This window comes from Pseudomonas sp. HN2-3 (assembly GCF_020691745.1).
Taxonomy (GTDB): domain Bacteria; phylum Pseudomonadota; class Gammaproteobacteria; order Pseudomonadales; family Pseudomonadaceae; genus Aquipseudomonas; species Aquipseudomonas capeferrum.
In genome coordinates this window covers 187256-202748 of the sequence record NZ_CP085704.1, presented here as the reverse complement: position 1 = coordinate 202748, position 15493 = coordinate 187256, and the positions used below count along the sequence as shown (strand labels likewise).

Genomic DNA, 15493 nt, shown 5'->3' with positions numbered 1-15493 from the left:
ACGTCCTTGACGGGGATTTATTTTTTGGCCGGGATCGGCTTGTAGGAAGCGACATACGCGTCACTGCCGGCGGCATAGAACAAGGCACCCTCGTTGACTTCGGCGTTGTCTTTGCTGAACACGATATCCATGCAGGAAATCGAGGCCTGGGCATCACTGGCGAAGACCCGGTACAGCACTTCGCTTTCGCCTTCATAGGTGTTGGCCACGGCGTTCATCGTCCGCGTCTTGTGCTGGGTGGGCAGCTTGTAGTCTTCGACCAGCTGAAGGATCGGCTGGCGATCGACCCGGGCGTTCTCGCGCAAGATCGAGACCGGCGACACGGTCACCAGGTGCCCGTTGACCAGGTTGGCCCAGACACGGTTGTTGTAGCCCGGCAGATAGTCCTTGGTGGCGCGCCGCTGCAAGGGCTGGTCATTGGCCATGCTCAGCACTTCACCGGCATTGCGTGGCCGGTCGGCTTCGCAGCTGGACATCGGCATCTGCGCCGCGTAGGCGCTGCTGATCAGCGTGAAACCGCTCTGTTTCGGCTTGATGTTCTGGGCCATGGTCCAGTTGTAGCTGGCAACCGGCGTACCCGCGAAATCGACTTGCGGTCGTGCGCCAGCAACGGCCTTGGCAGTGCTGGTGCTGGTGCTGGTGCTGGTGCTGGTGCTGGTGCTGGTGCTGGTCGCGGCAGGCGTACGCTGCGCCGTGGTGGCTTTGGTCGGCGCAGGCTTGCTGCTCGCTTGCGCCGTGGTGGCCGCCTGACGGGGCTTGGCGGCGGTCGAGGTGCCGTAGTGCAGGTAGCGGGTGTTGCTCGCTTCGGCCTGGGCACGCATTACCAGGGCCTGTTCGTTTGCCAGCTCGACGATTTCCACGCGGCGGTTCTTGCCACGCAGCAGCGGGTCGCTGTTGTCGGCGATCGGGCGCGATGCCCCGGCCCCTTGGTAGTAGATCGCGCCGGCCGGGATGCCGGCCTGCAGCATGACCTTGCCGACCGTCTTGGCGCGGCGCTCGGACAGCTTCTGGTTGAACTCGGCATTACCCACCGCATCGCTGTGGCCAACGATCAGCAGGCGACGTGCTTGCGCCTCCTTGGCGGCAGCCTGCTTGTCGCTGGCCGCAGGCTTGGCATACATCTGCGCCAGCTTGGCCACGGCCCGCTGGCCGCTTGCGGTCAGTTGGTCGGAACCGGTGGCGAACATGCCGGTGTCCTCGATCTGAGTCACCAGGCCTGCCTGTTCAGGCACCGCCGTTACCACGGCGGCCGAGGCGACCGTCAACTGCTCGGTGGTGATCTTCAGGTTTTCTTCCTTGGCGATGCGGTCAAGCTCCTGCAGGCGGGACTGCCACACATAACCGACGACGCAACCCAAGGCGCCGCCAGCTGCGGCGCCGGGCAAGATGCCGTCCTTGCCTTTGAGGGCATAACCGGCAGCCCCCCCGGCCACGGCCCCGACACCACAGAGCACTGGCAGGCCGTAGTCCTTGCCAATGTCTTTTACAGTCTTGGAAATACTCTCCCTCTGTTGGCTGCTGCAACCGGCAGCGATCATGAAGGCGCAGCTTAGCGCTGTAAGGCGAAACATACTTTGCATTGCGGCTCCTTGCCGAACGAGGTCTAGATGATGGCAACTTGACATGCATTGTCACAGATTATTGGGAACATTGCCGCCCCCAGGAAGGTCCCCAGCACACTAAATCTGGCCTGCCTCCTGCGCGAAGTACGCAATCGGCTCAACCATGACGTTTTTCAATCGCCTCCATGCCGTTTCCTGCATTGCCGTGCAGAGCGCCGTGCCGGATGCTTTATTTACTTGGAGACAACGCTTTTTCCACCGCAGAGGCCCGTATGAAAAACGTCGAACAAATCCTCAAAACCAAGTCGAAACACCAGACCGTTTACACCATCGGCCCTGACGACTCGGTGCTGGAGGCGCTCAAGCTGCTCGCGGAGAAGAATATCGGCGCACTGCCGGTGGTGGAGAACAACCAGGTGGTGGGCATCGTCAGCGAACGCGATTACGCCCGCAAGCTGGTGCTCAAGGGCCGTTCGTCAGCGGCAACACCGGTGCGCGAGATCATGAGCGCCCCGGTGATCACGGTCGAACCCAAGCACAACCTGGAATACTGCATGAACCAGATGACCAACCTGCATTTGCGTCACCTGCCGGTGGTCAGCAACGGCGAGCTGCTCGGCCTGTTGTCGATCGGCGACCTGGTAAAGGAAACCATTGCCGAGCAGGCCAACCTGATACTGCAGCTGGAGCAGTACATCCGCGGCGAATGAACCGCGTCAATGGTAGGCGCGCTCCAGTTCGTCCAGTTGATGGTCGAAGCTGCGCAGGCGCGCCGACCAGGTATACACCAGCACTTCAAGGTCGCGATTGAGCACTGCGGTGGTACCGTTGCCGGTACAGGTGGGTTCGCCCAGGTCGAGCTGGTAGCGCTCACGGGCCATGGCCGCCGCCACACTGGATAAGTCCCGCGCGTTGGCCAGCCAATGGTGTTGGTGATCGTGGATTTCGCGGTCGAGCGCCCGGCACTGGCGCTTGAGGGCATCCAGGCTCTGCTCCAGGGGCGTGCCCTTGAGCTCGCCCATGACCTCTTCGAACGTACGCCCGGAATGCCAGTAGCTACCCCAGAAATAGCGGTCGAACACCGTTTCGACCCGGCGCAGGGCCACCTTGGTGTTCCAGATGGTCAGCAACGTTCGCCCCTGAATCACTTCGCGCTTGTTCAGGTGCAAGTGCTGCCAGGCGATCCAGGTCAGCGCCACCAGCGCAACCGCCACGGTGACCGCGGCGGCGGCGTAGAGAAACTGCACCGCCTGGTTCATCTGTTGCGTCTGCCTGATGCCATAGAAGTAACTGGCCGTCAGCGTGCCCAGGATCGTCACGGAGCACCAGAAGCCTGGTGCGTAGGGATCTTTCATCGCGCTATCCCCTTATTGTTTTCCTGAGCATAGCAACGGCCAATCACTCGTCAGGTGCCGCTCGGCGCTTTATTTTCGGGGGCGACGCAACGCTTCGTTGAGTTGGTCGAAGGGCACCGCCCAATCGGCATCTTCATTGATGCTGTCCTTCAGGAAACTGCGCTGGGCGTCGGTCCAGAACGGGGCATCCACCAGCTTGATCTCGTTTTGCAGCGGTGAATGGCTGGTGATGAATTGATCGATACTCAAGGCATCGTCAGGCAAGCCCAGCTGTTTGAAAAGGTCTGCAAATGGGTGGGTAGGTGCTTCCATGGTTCCTCCTGAAAGCCGGCCAGGCCGTCTACGACGCCCGCCCGGCATTGGTTTGAGAACATCAGCACAGCTCACGCACTTCGGCGTGCGGCACCAGCTTCATGAACTGCTCCATGCTCATGTGGATCAGGTGATCGTGGTCACCTGCCTCCAGGTAGACATCACCTTGGCGGGTAAGGGTCGGGTCGAGCATCATTTTTATCGCGTAGGCATCGCCAAGCGCCGGTACCGCGCCCCGTTCGCAATCACCGAACAGGCTCGGCAAGCCGCTTTCGCGGGTCAGTTGCCAGGCGCCGGACATGCGTACCTTGCTCATGTCCAGGTGCCGGTTGGCCGGTAGCACGGCCATGATGTAGTTGCCATGCCGGTCATCGAGCATCACCGACTTGGCGACACGCTCGGCGGGTACGCCAGCCGTGCGGGCCGATTCCAGGCTGGTGGCCGAATGTGGATGGGGAATGATGTCGTAGTCGCAGTTGGCCTTGTCCAGGCGAGCCTGCAGCGTCTTTGCCATGCGCATGATGCACCTCCGCAGTTACCCCCAATCTTCAATTTTAGGCCTTGGGCCGCCAGCCATGACTAAACTTGTGTAATAGAGGCGAACGAGGTGACGACAGGTGGCCGCTCGCTGGTGGCGCTGGCTGTTGCTGTTGATGCTGCTCGGGTTGACGCCGAGCGGCCAGGCCGCGCCCGGAGCGGTCTGGGTGTTGAGCATCGACGATGCCATCGGCCCGGCCAGTGCAGACTACCTGGTGCGCAGCCTGGACCAGGCCCAGGCGCAGGGCGCGCAACTGGTGGTCATTCGCATGGATACGCCCGGCGGCCTGGACAGCGCCATGCGCCAGATGATCAAGGCAATACTCGCCAGCCCCGTGCCAGTTGCAAGCTTCGTCGCCCCCAGCGGGGCGCGGGCTGCCAGTGCCGGCACCTATATCCTCTATGCCAGCCATGTTGCAGCCATGGCCCCAGGGACCAACCTGGGGGCTGCCACACCGGTGCAGATCGGCGGCGCCCCCAAGGACGACAAGGCCAGGCCCGGTGACAATGCGCAAACCCTCGCCCGCAAACAGGTCAATGACGCCGCCGCCTACATACGGGGCCTGGCGCAGCTGCGCGGGCGCAATGCCGATTGGGCGGAGAAGGCGGTGCGTGAAGCGGTCAGCCTGTCTGCCAACGAGGCCATGCAACTGAAGGTAATCGACTGGGTGGCGAACGACCTGCCCGACCTGCTGCGCCAGCTTGATGGCAAGACGCTGGAGGTTGCCGGCCAACCACGGCAACTGCACACCCGCGATGCCAGCCTGGTCGAGCACCTGCCGGACTGGCGCACGCGCTTGCTGGCGGTGATCACCAACCCCAGCGTGGCGCTGATGCTGATCATGGTCGGCGTGTACGGCCTGCTGTTCGAGTTCATGAACCCTGGCTCCGCCGTTGGCGGCGTGATCGGCGGCATCTGCCTGCTGTTGGCGCTGTATGCCCTGCAGTTGCTGCCGGTGAGCTACGCCGGGGTCGCGCTGATTTTGCTTGGGCTGGCCTTCATGATCGCCGAAGCGTTCTTGCCCAGCTTTGGCGTGGTCGGTTTTGGCGGCATCGTTGCGTTCGTGGTCGGTGCGGTCATCTTGATGGATACCGATGCCCCCGGCTTTGGCATCCCCTTGGCGTTGATCGCCAGCCTGGCGCTGCTTTCGGCGCTGTTCATCGGTGGCGTGCTGGGCATGGCGCTGAAAACGCGCAAACGCGCCTTGGTCAGCGGTGATGCCGGCCTGGTCGGCAGCCTGGTCACCGTCACCCAGGTGCTGGCAGACAACCCGTACTGCGGCTCGGTACAGGCGCAGGGCGAACAGTGGCAGGTACAGTGCGCGACGCCACTGCAACCTGGCCAACACGTGCGCGTCATGGCGCGTCGCGGCGTGATGCTGGAGGTAAGCGCCGCTGCACCTTCGGTGCAAGGAGAATGACGATGTTCATGCAATTGGGTTTCGGCGCCCTGCTGATGCTGCTGGGCGTGCTGTTGCTGTCGGCGTTCCGTATCTTGCGAGAGTACGAGCGCGGCGTGGTGTTCCAGCTCGGGCGCTTCTGGCAGGTCAAAGGGCCGGGGCTGATCTTGCTGATCCCGGTCATCCAGCAGATGGTCCGGGTAGACTTGCGCACGGTCGTGCTGGATGTGCCGCCGCAGGATGTGATCACCCGCGACAACGTCTCGGTAAAGGTCAATGCGGTGCTGTACTTCCGCGTGCTCGACCCCCAGAAGGCAATCATTCAGGTCGAGGACTTTCTCGTCGCCACCAGCCAGCTTGCCCAGACCACCTTGCGCGCAGTGCTCGGCAAGCACGAACTGGACGAGCTGCTGGCCGAACGCGAGCAGCTCAACGCCGACATACGCCAAGTGCTGGATGCGCAAACCGATGCCTGGGGCATCAAAGTGGCCAATGTCGAGATCAAGCACGTCGACCTCAATGAATCGATGGTGCGTGCCATCGCACGCCAAGCCGAGGCCGAACGTGAACGGCGGGCCAAGGTGATCCATGCCGAAGGGGAATTGCAGGCGTCCGAGAAACTGATGCAGGCGGCGCAGATGCTCAGCAAGGAGCCGGGGGCCATGCAATTGCGCTATATGCAGACGCTGGGGGCGATAGCCGGGGACAAGAGCTCGACCATCGTGTTTCCGCTGCCGTTGGATTTGCTCAAGGGGTTTGTGGAAAAACCGAAATAGCGGCGGTGCGGCGATCCGACTTGCCCCGCGAACACCGGCGAAGCCGGTGCCATCACTCGCGGGCTTTTTTCAGATAGGCGCGCGGCGCAGGGTCGCCAGGAAGGTCGCCGCGCCGAGGAACAACCCGGCAAAGGTACGGTTCAGCCGCTTCTGCTGCTTGGGCGTACGCAGCAGGCGCAGCACGCGCGAAGCCAGGCCGGTGTAACCCGCCATCACCAGCATGTCGACGGTGATCATGGTCACGGTGATTGCCACGTACTGCGGCAGCAGCGCTTCATGGGGATTGATGAACTGCGGCAGCACCGCCAGCATGAACACCAAGGCCTTGGGGTTGCTGACGTTGACCAGAAAACCACGGAACACCAGGCTCAGCGGTTTGCCGATGGGGCGTACGGCAGGCTCGTCACTCATGTCCATCGGCAACGCACGCCATTGCTTGTAGGCGAGGTACACCAGGTAGGCGACGCCAAACCACTTGATGATCGTGAAGGCAGTGGCGGACGCAGCAAGGATGGCGCCGACACCGGCGGCAATGATGGCGATCTGCACAATCAGGCCAATCTGCAGGCCCAGGGCGTTCCAGTAACCGCGCCAGAAACCGTACTGCAGGCCGCTGGACATCGAGGCAATCGCCCCGGCCCCCGGTGAAAGGCTGATCACCCAACACGCAGCAAAGAAGCCCAACCACACTTCCATCGACATCACACACCTCGCTCGAACATATGTTGCAAAACGTTAAGCTAAGGTGTTGGTGAAAAAATAACCAGCGATTTTTTGAGTGTGTGCGGGGGTTGTAGCGGCCTCTTTGCTGGCCAATGTCAGGGGGTCAGTCAGACTCGCTCGACAAGTCCCTGTTCAGGCCCTGCACTTCAGCCCCCCGCCAGCGCCGCACCGACTTCTGGAAGAACTGGCTGTTGGGCACTTGCACCAGCGCCCCGCCCGCCTCGGGCAATTCCATCAGCGTGGTGAACAGCAGGTTGATGGCTATGACCCGGCCTTTGACCCCAGGCTTGTCCAGGGTATCGACCAACTCCACCACATCGCCGATGCGAAACGGCCCGACGGTGAAGATCAACACTGCGCACAGCAGGTTGGAAAGCACGCTCCACATGGCGAAGAAGGCCACCGCGGCCACCGCGACGAAACCGGACAGCGCCGTCCACAGCACCGTCGCAGAAACCCCCATGCGCTCCAGCACGAACAGCAGTGCGCTGCCCATGATCAACCAGCGCAGGCTGCCACGCACCGGCACCAGCAACTCCGGCGGCAATGGATAACGCTGGCCCAGACGGCTGAGGCCACGGGCGATGACGCGCTGCAGCACGAAGGCGGCGGCCAGGATCAGCAGAATCTGCAACCCCAGCCAGAAGGTATCCATCCATTGCCCCGGCAGCAGCGAGCGCAACTCCTCCATCAGGACAGCGCCTCGAGCTCGGCCTGCATGCTTTCGAGGGTTTCCAAGGCTTCCATCCAGCCCTCTTCCAGCTCGCCTTCACGCTGCTTGAGCTTGCTCTGGCGGGCCAGTAGGTCACGCAGTTCATCCTTGCGCGCCGCCTCGTAGACGCCACTGTCACCCAGCGCAGTCTCGATCTCGGCCAGCTGGCCGTGCACTTGGTTGAGCTCGGCCTCCAGCTTGTCGGCCGCTTTCTTGTGCGGTGCCAACTGCTGACGCAAGGCCGCTGCCGCCTGGCGCTGGGCCTTCTTGTCAGTCTTGTCCGGGTTGGCTGGGGCGTTGCTGGCCGGCGCACTGCGCTGACGGTAGTCGAGCAGCCAGCGGCTGTAGTCTTCCAGGTCGCCATCGAAGGTACCGACCTTGCCGTCGGCCACCAGCAGGAAGTCGTCGGTGGTGCTCTTGAGCAGGTGACGGTCGTGGGAAACCACCACCACGGCACCGGCGAACTCCTGCAGGGCCATGGTCAGGGCCAGGCGCATTTCCAGGTCGAGGTGGTTGGTCGGTTCGTCCAGCAGCAACAGGTTCGGCCGCTCCCAGGCGATCAGCGCCAGGGCCAGCCGGGCCTTCTCGCCGCCGGAGAAATTCACCACCGGTTCGTCGACACGGTTGCCATGAAAATCGAAGCCGCCGAGGAAGTCGCGCAACGTCTGCTCGCGCTCTGTGGGGGCAATGCGCTGCAGGTGAAGCAGCGGGCTGGCCTTGTCGTCCAGGGAGTCGAGCTGGTGCTGGGCAAAATAACCCACGGCCAGGTTCTCGCCACGGACCAGGCGCCCCGACAGCGGTGCCAGCTCGCCGGCGAGGTTCTTGATCAGGGTCGACTTGCCCGCACCATTGGGGCCGAGCAGGCCGATGCGCGCACCCGGCACCAGCTGCAGCTTGACCTTCTCCAGGATGGCTTTGTCGCCATAGCCCAGACAGCCCTCGGACATGTCCAGCAGCGGGCTGGAAATTTTCTGCGATTCGCGGAAGACGAAATCGAACGGCGAATCGACATGCGCCGCCGACAGTTCTTCCATACGTTCCAGGGCCTTGATTCGGCTCTGTGCCTGGCGGGCCTTGGTGGCTTGCGCCTTGAAGCGGGCGATGTACTTTTCCATGTGCGCGCGCTGGGCCTGCTGCTTCTCGTAGGCTTGCTGCTGTTGCGCCAGGCGCTCGGCACGGGTGCGCTCGAACGCGCTGTAACCGCCCTTGTACAGGTTGAGCTTGCGCTGCTCGACGTGCAGCACGTGGTCGACCACAGCATCGAGGAAATCGCGGTCGTGGGAAATCAGCAGCAAGGTGCCGGGGTAACCCTTGAGCCAGTCTTCCAGCCAGAGGATCGCATCCAGGTCCAGGTGGTTGGTGGGCTCATCGAGCAGCAGCAGGTCGGACGGGCACATCAGCGCCTGCGCCAGGCTCAGACGCATCCGCCAGCCACCGGAGAAGTCACCGACACGGCGGTCCATCTGCTCGTTGGTGAAACCCAGGCCTGCCAGCAGCTTGCGCGCGCGGGCATCGGCGGTATAGCCGTCGGCACTTTCCAGCTCACTGTGCAGGCGGGCCAGGGCGGTGCCGTCATGCGCCGTTTCGGCTACGGCAAGCTCGGCCTGCACCTTGCGCAGGCGCACGTCGCCATCGAGCACATAGTCCACGGCCAAGCGGTCGAGGGTGTCGACCTCCTGGCGCATGTGGGCTATGCGCCAGTCGCCGGGCAGCTGGCAGTCGCCGGAATCGGGCGAAAGCTCACCGCGCAGCAAGGCGAACAGGCTGGATTTTCCGGCGCCGTTGGCGCCGATCAAACCGGCCTTGTGGCCGGCGTGCAAGGTCATCTCGGCGCCTTCTAGCAAGCGCTGCGGACCACGCTGTAAAGTGAGGTTGGATAGTCTGATCATGATGGTCGCGGAGTCTACCAGCTTCCTCGGCCCGTAGCGTGAGTGGAATCATGTGCACCGACCTGTGGAATCACGCCTTGGCCTTGTATGCCAGGCCCGGCGTGGAAGAGGCCTGCCTTGGCGTGCAAGCGCTGGGCGGCGACGTTTGCCTGTTGCTCTGTGCGACCTGGCTGCAAGCACGCGGCGTGGCCGTGACTGAGCAGCGCGCGCAGGCCCTGGTTGATATCGCCGAACCTTGGCAGCGTGAGGTGGTGGCCCCGTTACGTGGCCTGCGTCAACAATGGCGCACGGCAGCGCACAACGATGCGCTGTTGGCGGCATTGCGTGAGCAGGTAAAGGGGCTGGAATTGCAGGCCGAGAAGACCTTGCTGGCACGCTTGCAGGCGCTTTCGCAACAGTGGCCCGCAGACTCTCACGAGCCCACGGACGACTGGCTGGCCCGGCTAGCGCCGGACCAGGCCCGAGAACACCGCGCGCTGCATCAATTGCGCGTCGCGGCGGCAGCGCTTCAGGAGGCCGAAGACGGCGCCTGAGCCGGGGTGCTGGCAGGTGCCGAAGCGGCCGGGGCCGGGGCGGCCGAATTGGTCGCGGCAGCAGGCGTGCTGGTGGCAGCCGTGGCCGGCTTGGTTTCGGCTGGCTTGGCGGCTGCTGGCTTGGCGGCTGCTTTCACCGCCGGTTTTGCAGCGGGCTTGGCGGCGGCACGCGCGGGTGCCTTGGTGGCAGCGGCCGGTTTCGCCGCAGGCTTGGCCGCAGGTTTGGCCGCTGCTGTTTTAGCCGGGGCTTTGGCAGCAGCTGGTTTGGCTGCAGGCTTGGCGGCAGCGGCCTTGGCGGGTGCCTTGGCAGCAGCTGGCTTGGCTGCGGGTTTGGCAGCAGCAGCCTTGGCCGGGGCTTTGGCAGCAGCTGGCTTGGCTGCGGGTTTGGCAGCAGCAGCCTTGGCCGGAGCTTTGCCAGCGGCTGGTTTGGCGGCTGGCTTGGCCGCAGGCTTGGCGGCGGCGGTTTTGGCTGGCGCCTTGGCGGCAGCGGGTTTAGCGACAGCTCTGGCTGGCGCCTTGGCAGTGGCGGCTTTGGCGGCTGGCTTGGCGGCGGTGCGAGCGGCTGGCTTGGTAGCGGCGGCTTTCGCCGGGGCTTTGGCAGCGGCCGGTTTTGCAGCCTTGGCGGCTACGGCGCGCTGGTCCAGTGCTTTGCTGGCGGCTTCACGCACCTTGCCCACACCCTGGGCCAGCTTAAGGCTGTCCTGAGCATCACGTTTGAGTTGCTGGATATAGGTGCGGGTCTGGGTCTGGCGGTCCTTGAGCGAGTCGAGCAACCCTTCAAGTTCACCAATGGCTTTCTGGGCCTTGGACTGCGCCTTGGCTTTACCTGCCTTGGCCGCGTCCTGCATTTTCAGGCGACCATTGTGCAGTTTCTCTTGTGCCTTGCCCCGTTGCTTTTCCAACTTGGCCAGCAGTTTTTCCGCATCAGCCAGCGCTTGCGAGCAGGCATCTTCCAAATGTTCGAGCAGGCTGCCCGAAAGTTGCTGGAGCAGGTGCAACGGCGTACTTACTGGCTTCTTTTTGGCCGACATGGTTTACCTCCTGGCTGACGAGATTGCGGCTCATACTATGCTTCTGCTGCTACCGCCGCTAGGGCATGTTGACAGTAATATTTACGCCGCGTTGCATGCCTGGGCAAAGTTGTTATCTTGCAGCTCCGTGAAAGTGTAGTTGCTGAATTAAGCGTTGCTCATATTTGGCTGATACTGGCCCACCCCGATGTTGGCTGTAACGGCCCGCTCATTGCGCAGGAACTGCCCATGCCTCGTTTTCTTGTTTTAGGTTTGTGCCTGGTGGCGCCCTTTGCCCTGGCCAATGCGGACGACCACGACCTGGCTTACAGCCTGGGCGCCAGCCTGGGCGAGCGCTTGCGCACCGAGATGCCTGGCTTGCAACTGGACGCCTTGGTCGAAGGCCTGCGCCAGTCCTATCAAGGGCAGCCGCTGAAGCTCGACAAGGCACGCATGCAGGCCGTACTGCAGCAGCATGAGGCGCAGGCAGACAGCACGGCGGAGCAGGCCGAGGCAGACAAGCTCAAGGCGGTGGAAACACGCTTCATGGCCAACGAGCGGGCACGGGCCGGTGTGCATGAGCTACCCGAAGGCGTGCTCTACAGCGAACTGCAAAGTGGCGCCGGGGCACAGCCCAAAGCGGGGGGCAAGGTACAGGTTCGTTACGTAGGCAGGTTGCCGGACGGCTCGGTGTTCGATCAGAACCAACAGCCGCAGTGGTTCAGCCTGGGCTCGGTGATCGAGGGGTGGCAGGTGGCCTTGCCTCGGATGCATGCAGGCGCCAAATGGCGCCTGGTGATTCCGTCGGCACAAGCCTACGGCGCAGAGGGCGCGGGTGACCTGATCGCACCCTATACGCCTTTGGTATTCGAGATCGAACTGCTGGCAGTTGGCGACTGACGCCAAGCCTCAGGCTTCGACTGCGCCCTCTTCCTTGTGCGCGTTGTGCAGCACCTCGATCAGGCAATCTTCCAGCTCGAAGCGCTCGTGCAGCAGGCCGCCCAGCTTGGCCAGTTTTTCGGCGAAGCGCTCAGGGTCCTTGCACTCGCCCTTCTCGCAATGGTCATTGAATGCCAGGGCGATCTGGGTACTGTCATCGATACGTGGGTTGATCTGTGTGGCCAGTTCAAGGCCACGCGTATCACCGAAGGCCTTGGCTTCGCTGACCAACTGTTCGCTGACCTCGAAGTGCCAGGCCGACACGTAGTCGACCAGGACCGCACAGAAATCGCGGTTCTTGTCCTTGTCGGCGAAGGCCGGCTTGGCGTCGCGCAACGCGCGGAAAGCCTGCACCAGCTCCTGGCGCTCCAAAAGCCAACGGTCGATCAGCTTATGAACCCCGCCCCAGCGTTCCTGGGCGTTCTGACAACTATCGAGCATGGCGATCTCTTCCCTTCTGGGTAGATGCCGCTGCACCTCGCACCACGACCGCGCAGCACAAAGGTGACATCAGCAGGACGGCATCGAGCAGTTGTATTTTCGGTATGCGTGCTGGGAGATTATTCCCGCGCGTGCTGACCATCAAGGTACTCAGCAGACAAAGTTCATACAAGTGTTTAATACCCCCTGGCAACGCCATTGGTCGCGATGGCGCCCCAGGCGTGCGCCAGGTCAAGTACCGGCCAGGGTGCGGAAACGATACGCCAGCAGGTGGCTCAAGGGCAGCGCAGCCAGCAACAGGAACGCCAACAGGCTCCATTCAGGCAGCGTCAGGTCGAAAAAACTCCAGGTCAGCGAGTGGCAATCCGGCCCACCCAGCAGTAACTGCCGGGCAGCCTCGCGCCAGGATTGCTCGAACACCCGCCAGATCGGCGCCGGGCATACATGGACCGCCCCACTCGCCCCTTGCAGCCAGACATGCCGGGCGGCCAGCAGCGCCCCCGTCAGCGAGCAGGCCAGCAGCGCCCGCGTGTAACCGCGGCTGGTCGAAGGCGCCTGTACCACTGCGCCCAGGCAAAGCATCGCGTACAGGCCCAACAGCAGGCGCTGGGTGAAGCACAACGGGCACGGTATCAGCCCCAGCGTATATTCCAGGTAATAGGACCCGACCAGCACCGCCAACGAGGCCAGGCAGGCAGGGACAAAGAAAGTGCGTAAACGGGCCGGCAGCATGGGCAATGGTGGTCCCGGGGAATGAAGTGGCTTGAAACGGTAGAGGAAACAACCGCTTTGTTTCAAGGCACTACAGGGACGACAAGTCGCTGAATAGCAAAGGAAGTTTCCATTCTGTAAGTAGGAAACGTCTTAAGAAGTGGATTGCAGATCTAACTTACATTGCCAGACAAGTTACCCAGCCCCTGAATCCGCACTTCGGCGCGGGCTCAGGGGTGGCTCAGGCAAAGGTTCAGGCGCGTACGGCTTCTGGCAACGGCAGCGCCAACAGACGCTCATCCAGCAAACCAAGGCCTTCCTGGAACAGTTGGTTGCTGCGCTCGGTCTCGCCAAGGCCGGCGAGCAGGCGGGCCAGCTCGGCGCAGGTTTCCGGGTTGCGTTCCATCCGCAAGCTGCTTTCCAGATAGTCACGCGCCTTGCCCCACAGGCGGTTCTGCAAGCTCAGGCGGCCGAGGGTCAGCAACAGGCTCGGGTCTTGAGGGTTGGCTTTAAGCCAGCCTTCGGCAGCCTGTAGCTGACGTGCCGGGTCATCACCGCGCACCAGGCCATACAAACGGGCCAGGTGGCTTTCGTATTCGCGCTTGAGGGCGGTGCGCAACACCTGCTCCGCCTCGCCCTGGGCGCCCACCTGCCGCAGTTGCTCGGCATAGGCCAGCACCAGTTGCGGTTCCTGGCGCTGGGCGGCGGTAAGCTGTTGCCAGGCGCGCTCCAAGGCCTGACGCGCACTTTGCGCATCTTCGCCCCGGGTCGTCGCCAGGCTCAGGTTCTGGCCCCAGGCGCGTTTTTCCAGTTCGGCGAGCTCATCGGCCGGCAGCACCTTGCCCTTGCGCAGCTCAGGCAGCAGACGAATCAGCGCCGACCAGTCGCCGCGCCCCAGGTGCAGGCGCTGCAGCAGGCGCAGTACCTGGCCGTTGTGCGGGTGTCGCTCGTGCATGACCAGCAGGGTTTCCAGGGCGCCGTCGGTATCACCGCGGTCCATCTGCAACTGGGCATGGGTCAGGGCAATGGCAAGCTCGGCCTGCGGCTGACGCTCCAGAGCACGCTCGAGCAACTGGTCGCTGTCTGCCGTGCGGCCTTGCTCGTTGGCCGCGCGGGCGGCACCGAGGTAGTACAGCAAGGGTTGGCGCTCGGCTTCGGCGGCGCGGTGCAGATGGCGTTGGGCGCTGGCCCAGCGGCCCTCGGCGAGGTCCAACTGGCCTTGCTCGATGGCCACCCGGATGCGACGGCTGCGGTTGCGTCGCGACCACGGGTTGACCACACCACTGGAGGTCAGCACCAGGCCGACCAGGTAGCGCAGCAACCAGAGCACGGCGATTACGGCGATCAGCCCGGCCAACGCCGCCCACAGTCCCGACTGGTAACGGAAGCTGCCATAGGAGATCAACACATAGCCACTGTGCTTGGCCACCGCGATACCCAGCGCGGCGGCGATCACGATCGCCAGCACGGCCAGCAGGTAGACCCGCTTCATGGTTTGCCCCCTTCACCCTCGGCCGGCAGGTGACGGCGCTGGATGTAGGCCTGCACCGAGGCCAGGCTCTCGCTCAGGTCAGGGGTGACGACAGACACCGGCTGCTCGGCCAGGGCGTTGAGGCTGTCGAGCATGGCCTTGCTCTGCGGGTTGTCGGCGTTGAAGTTGGCCAACAGCACAGAGCGCGCATCATCCAGCGCCTGGGTGTAGACCTTGGCCTCGCCGTTGAGCGCCGCCCACTGGGCCTGCTCGATGGTCAGGCTGAGGGCCAGGCGCAACTGGTTGAGCGACTGCCCGGCCAGCAGCGGCCGCACGTTGTCATCGGCATTGAAGTCGATCTGGAAGTACTTGGAGATTTCCGCCCACCACTGCGACCAGCGACTGGCGCCATCGCCGTCGGCAGTCAGCGCGCCAAGGGCATCGGCGTTGCTGTCGAACTCGGGCGACTGGGCGCTGAGCTGCTGCACCAGTTCACGTTGCGCGGCCAGCTTGAGGTACAGGCCGGTGCGGTCGGGTTGCTGGGTGCTGTTGAGCGTTGCCAGGCTGCGTGCCAATTGCTCGCGGGCGGCGAAGGCGCCTGGGTCGCTCTGCTCGCGCAGGATTTCGTCGGCGCCTTCGACCAGCGCCTTGGCACTGGTGATGTCTTGCAGGGCCGAGAGGCGCAGGGTGGCCAGGCGCAGCAAGTGCTCGGCCTCTGCCAGGCGCCATTCCTTGCGGCTTTCGCCAAGCACGGTTTCCAGGCGCTGGCTGAGGCGCTGCTGGTCGCCTTGCAGCTGCGAGACCAGCCGGCGGCGGTCTTCCAGCTCGCTGGCGGCCGGCAGGCTGGCCAACTGTGCACTGATCTGCTGCTCACGCTGCTGCAGCGCTTCGGCGCGCTGGTTCAGCGCTTCAAGGTGCTGCCCTTGGTTGAACTCGTTGCCTTGCAGTTGACGCACCTGCCAGACACCCCAGCCACCTATTGCGACCCCGGCCGCTCCCAGCAGCAGGGCCAGTGCTGCCAGACCACTGCCGGAGCGCTTGGCAGGTGGGGCTGTGATGGGGTCCGCCGGCGTCTGGGCCGACGGCTGATCATTATTGGACAAGACAGTTTCGCTCACGTAT

General features: G+C 63.5%; 17 protein-coding genes. 5 read left to right on the top strand and 12 right to left on the bottom strand.

The window, feature by feature from the left end; translation table 11 throughout:
* Positions 1-17: 17 nt before the first annotated feature.
* Entirely contained in the window at positions 18-1580 is a 1563-nt protein-coding gene (locus LJX93_RS00880) for an OmpA family protein (protein WP_227696648.1), read from the bottom strand.
* A gap of 254 nt (positions 1581-1834) precedes the next feature.
* Between LJX93_RS00880 and LJX93_RS00875 the strand changes: the two genes are divergently transcribed.
* On the top strand, positions 1835-2272 hold the full coding sequence (locus LJX93_RS00875; protein ID WP_033703285.1) for a CBS domain-containing protein: 438 nt from the start codon (positions 1835-1837) through the stop codon (positions 2270-2272).
* A gap of 6 nt (positions 2273-2278) precedes the next feature.
* Here LJX93_RS00875 and LJX93_RS00870 read toward each other — a convergent pair whose 3' ends face one another.
* From LJX93_RS00870 to LJX93_RS00860, 3 genes are all read right to left on the bottom strand, one after another.
* Entirely contained in the window at positions 2279-2917 is a 639-nt protein-coding gene (locus tag LJX93_RS00870; RefSeq protein ID WP_033703287.1) for a hypothetical protein, read from the bottom strand.
* A gap of 69 nt (positions 2918-2986) precedes the next feature.
* Positions 2987-3229, bottom strand: coding sequence for a DUF2789 domain-containing protein (locus LJX93_RS00865; RefSeq protein WP_186660510.1), 243 nt, complete (start codon positions 3227-3229; stop codon positions 2987-2989).
* Positions 3230-3290: 61 nt separating this feature from the next.
* On the bottom strand, positions 3291-3749 hold the full coding sequence (locus LJX93_RS00860; protein WP_033703289.1) for an aminoacyl-tRNA deacylase: 459 nt from the start codon (positions 3747-3749) through the stop codon (positions 3291-3293).
* A 97-nt stretch (positions 3750-3846) separates the two neighbouring features.
* Between LJX93_RS00860 and LJX93_RS00855 the strand changes: the two genes are divergently transcribed.
* Positions 3847-5187 carry an NfeD family protein gene (locus LJX93_RS00855; protein WP_227696647.1) on the top strand — a complete coding sequence of 447 codons (1341 nt, stop codon included), beginning with the start codon at positions 3847-3849 and terminating at the stop codon, positions 5185-5187.
* Between the two features lie 2 nt (positions 5188-5189).
* The gene (locus LJX93_RS00850; RefSeq protein ID WP_027595137.1) at positions 5190-5942 is read left to right on the top strand and encodes a slipin family protein; all 753 of its coding nucleotides are present in this window, start codon (positions 5190-5192) and stop codon (positions 5940-5942) included.
* A gap of 69 nt (positions 5943-6011) precedes the next feature.
* Here the strand turns inward: LJX93_RS00850 and LJX93_RS00845 are convergent, their stop codons facing one another.
* From LJX93_RS00845 to LJX93_RS00835, 3 genes are all read right to left on the bottom strand, one after another.
* The gene (locus LJX93_RS00845) at positions 6012-6644 is read right to left on the bottom strand and encodes a LysE family transporter (protein ID WP_033703291.1); all 633 of its coding nucleotides are present in this window, start codon (positions 6642-6644) and stop codon (positions 6012-6014) included.
* A gap of 124 nt (positions 6645-6768) precedes the next feature.
* A complete protein-coding gene (locus LJX93_RS00840; protein ID WP_033703292.1) occupies positions 6769-7356 on the bottom strand; it encodes a mechanosensitive ion channel family protein in 588 nt (195 codons plus the stop codon).
* Complete coding sequence (locus tag LJX93_RS00835) at positions 7356-9266, bottom strand: ATP-binding cassette domain-containing protein (protein ID WP_033703293.1); 1911 nt, start codon at positions 9264-9266, stop codon at positions 7356-7358. The genes LJX93_RS00840 and LJX93_RS00835 overlap by 1 nt, the downstream gene beginning before the upstream one ends.
* A gap of 50 nt (positions 9267-9316) precedes the next feature.
* Here LJX93_RS00835 and LJX93_RS00830 point away from each other — a divergent pair, with 50 nt between their 5' ends.
* A complete protein-coding gene (locus LJX93_RS00830; protein WP_047582871.1) occupies positions 9317-9799 on the top strand; it encodes a TIGR02444 family protein in 483 nt (160 codons plus the stop codon).
* Here LJX93_RS00830 and LJX93_RS00825 read toward each other — a convergent pair.
* Positions 9775-10830 carry an AlgP family protein gene (locus LJX93_RS00825; RefSeq protein ID WP_227696646.1) on the bottom strand — a complete coding sequence of 352 codons (1056 nt, stop codon included), beginning with the start codon at positions 10828-10830 and terminating at the stop codon, positions 9775-9777. The two genes, LJX93_RS00830 and LJX93_RS00825, sit on opposite strands and share 25 nt — an antisense overlap.
* Before the next feature lie 228 nt (positions 10831-11058).
* Here LJX93_RS00825 and LJX93_RS00820 point away from each other — a divergent pair, with 228 nt between their 5' ends.
* Positions 11059-11709, top strand: a complete 651-nt coding sequence (locus LJX93_RS00820; protein ID WP_033703297.1) for an FKBP-type peptidyl-prolyl cis-trans isomerase — start codon at positions 11059-11061, stop codon at positions 11707-11709.
* 9 nt (positions 11710-11718) lie between these two features.
* Here LJX93_RS00820 and LJX93_RS00815 read toward each other — a convergent pair whose 3' ends face one another.
* The 4 genes from LJX93_RS00815 to LJX93_RS00800 all read right to left on the bottom strand — a co-directional run bounded on the left by LJX93_RS00815 (position 11719) and on the right by LJX93_RS00800 (position 15489).
* The gene (locus LJX93_RS00815) at positions 11719-12189 is read right to left on the bottom strand and encodes an Rsd/AlgQ family anti-sigma factor (protein ID WP_033703299.1); all 471 of its coding nucleotides are present in this window, start codon (positions 12187-12189) and stop codon (positions 11719-11721) included.
* Between the two features lie 231 nt (positions 12190-12420).
* Entirely contained in the window at positions 12421-12921 is a 501-nt protein-coding gene (locus LJX93_RS00810; RefSeq protein ID WP_033703301.1) for a disulfide bond formation protein B, read from the bottom strand.
* 232 nt (positions 12922-13153) lie between these two features.
* Positions 13154-14392, bottom strand: a complete 1239-nt coding sequence (locus LJX93_RS00805; protein WP_047582867.1) for a heme biosynthesis protein HemY — start codon at positions 14390-14392, stop codon at positions 13154-13156.
* The gene (locus LJX93_RS00800; RefSeq protein WP_227696645.1) at positions 14389-15489 is read right to left on the bottom strand and encodes a uroporphyrinogen-III C-methyltransferase; all 1101 of its coding nucleotides are present in this window, start codon (positions 15487-15489) and stop codon (positions 14389-14391) included. The genes LJX93_RS00805 and LJX93_RS00800 overlap by 4 nt, the downstream gene beginning before the upstream one ends.
* Positions 15490-15493 lie beyond the last annotated feature (4 nt).

Bases quoted from the DNA above. Each gene is read 5' to 3' on its own strand.
- LJX93_RS00850 (WP_027595137.1), top strand. From the start codon at position 5,190: ATGTTCATGCAATTGGGTTTCGGCGCCCTGCTGATGCTGCTGGGCGTG.
- LJX93_RS00880 (WP_227696648.1), bottom strand. From the start codon at position 1,580: ATGCAAAGTATGTTTCGCCTTACAGCGCTAAGCTGCGCCTTCATGATC.
- LJX93_RS00870 (WP_033703287.1), bottom strand. From the start codon at position 2,917: ATGAAAGATCCCTACGCACCAGGCTTCTGGTGCTCCGTGACGATCCTG.
- LJX93_RS00875 (WP_033703285.1), top strand. From the start codon at position 1,835: ATGAAAAACGTCGAACAAATCCTCAAAACCAAGTCGAAACACCAGACC.
- LJX93_RS00805 (WP_047582867.1), bottom strand. From the start codon at position 14,392: ATGAAGCGGGTCTACCTGCTGGCCGTGCTGGCGATCGTGATCGCCGCC.
- LJX93_RS00830 (WP_047582871.1), top strand. From the start codon at position 9,317: ATGTGCACCGACCTGTGGAATCACGCCTTGGCCTTGTATGCCAGGCCC.
- LJX93_RS00845 (WP_033703291.1), bottom strand. From the start codon at position 6,644: ATGTCGATGGAAGTGTGGTTGGGCTTCTTTGCTGCGTGTTGGGTGATC.
- LJX93_RS00820 (WP_033703297.1), top strand. From the start codon at position 11,059: ATGCCTCGTTTTCTTGTTTTAGGTTTGTGCCTGGTGGCGCCCTTTGCC.
- LJX93_RS00840 (WP_033703292.1), bottom strand. From the start codon at position 7,356: ATGGAGGAGTTGCGCTCGCTGCTGCCGGGGCAATGGATGGATACCTTC.
- LJX93_RS00835 (WP_033703293.1), bottom strand. From the start codon at position 9,266: ATGATCAGACTATCCAACCTCACTTTACAGCGTGGTCCGCAGCGCTTG.
- LJX93_RS00865 (WP_186660510.1), bottom strand. From the start codon at position 3,229: ATGGAAGCACCTACCCACCCATTTGCAGACCTTTTCAAACAGCTGGGC.
- LJX93_RS00860 (WP_033703289.1), bottom strand. From the start codon at position 3,749: ATGCGCATGGCAAAGACGCTGCAGGCTCGCCTGGACAAGGCCAACTGC.
- LJX93_RS00815 (WP_033703299.1), bottom strand. From the start codon at position 12,189: ATGCTCGATAGTTGTCAGAACGCCCAGGAACGCTGGGGCGGGGTTCAT.
- LJX93_RS00810 (WP_033703301.1), bottom strand. From the start codon at position 12,921: ATGCTGCCGGCCCGTTTACGCACTTTCTTTGTCCCTGCCTGCCTGGCC.
- LJX93_RS00825 (WP_227696646.1), bottom strand. From the start codon at position 10,830: ATGTCGGCCAAAAAGAAGCCAGTAAGTACGCCGTTGCACCTGCTCCAG.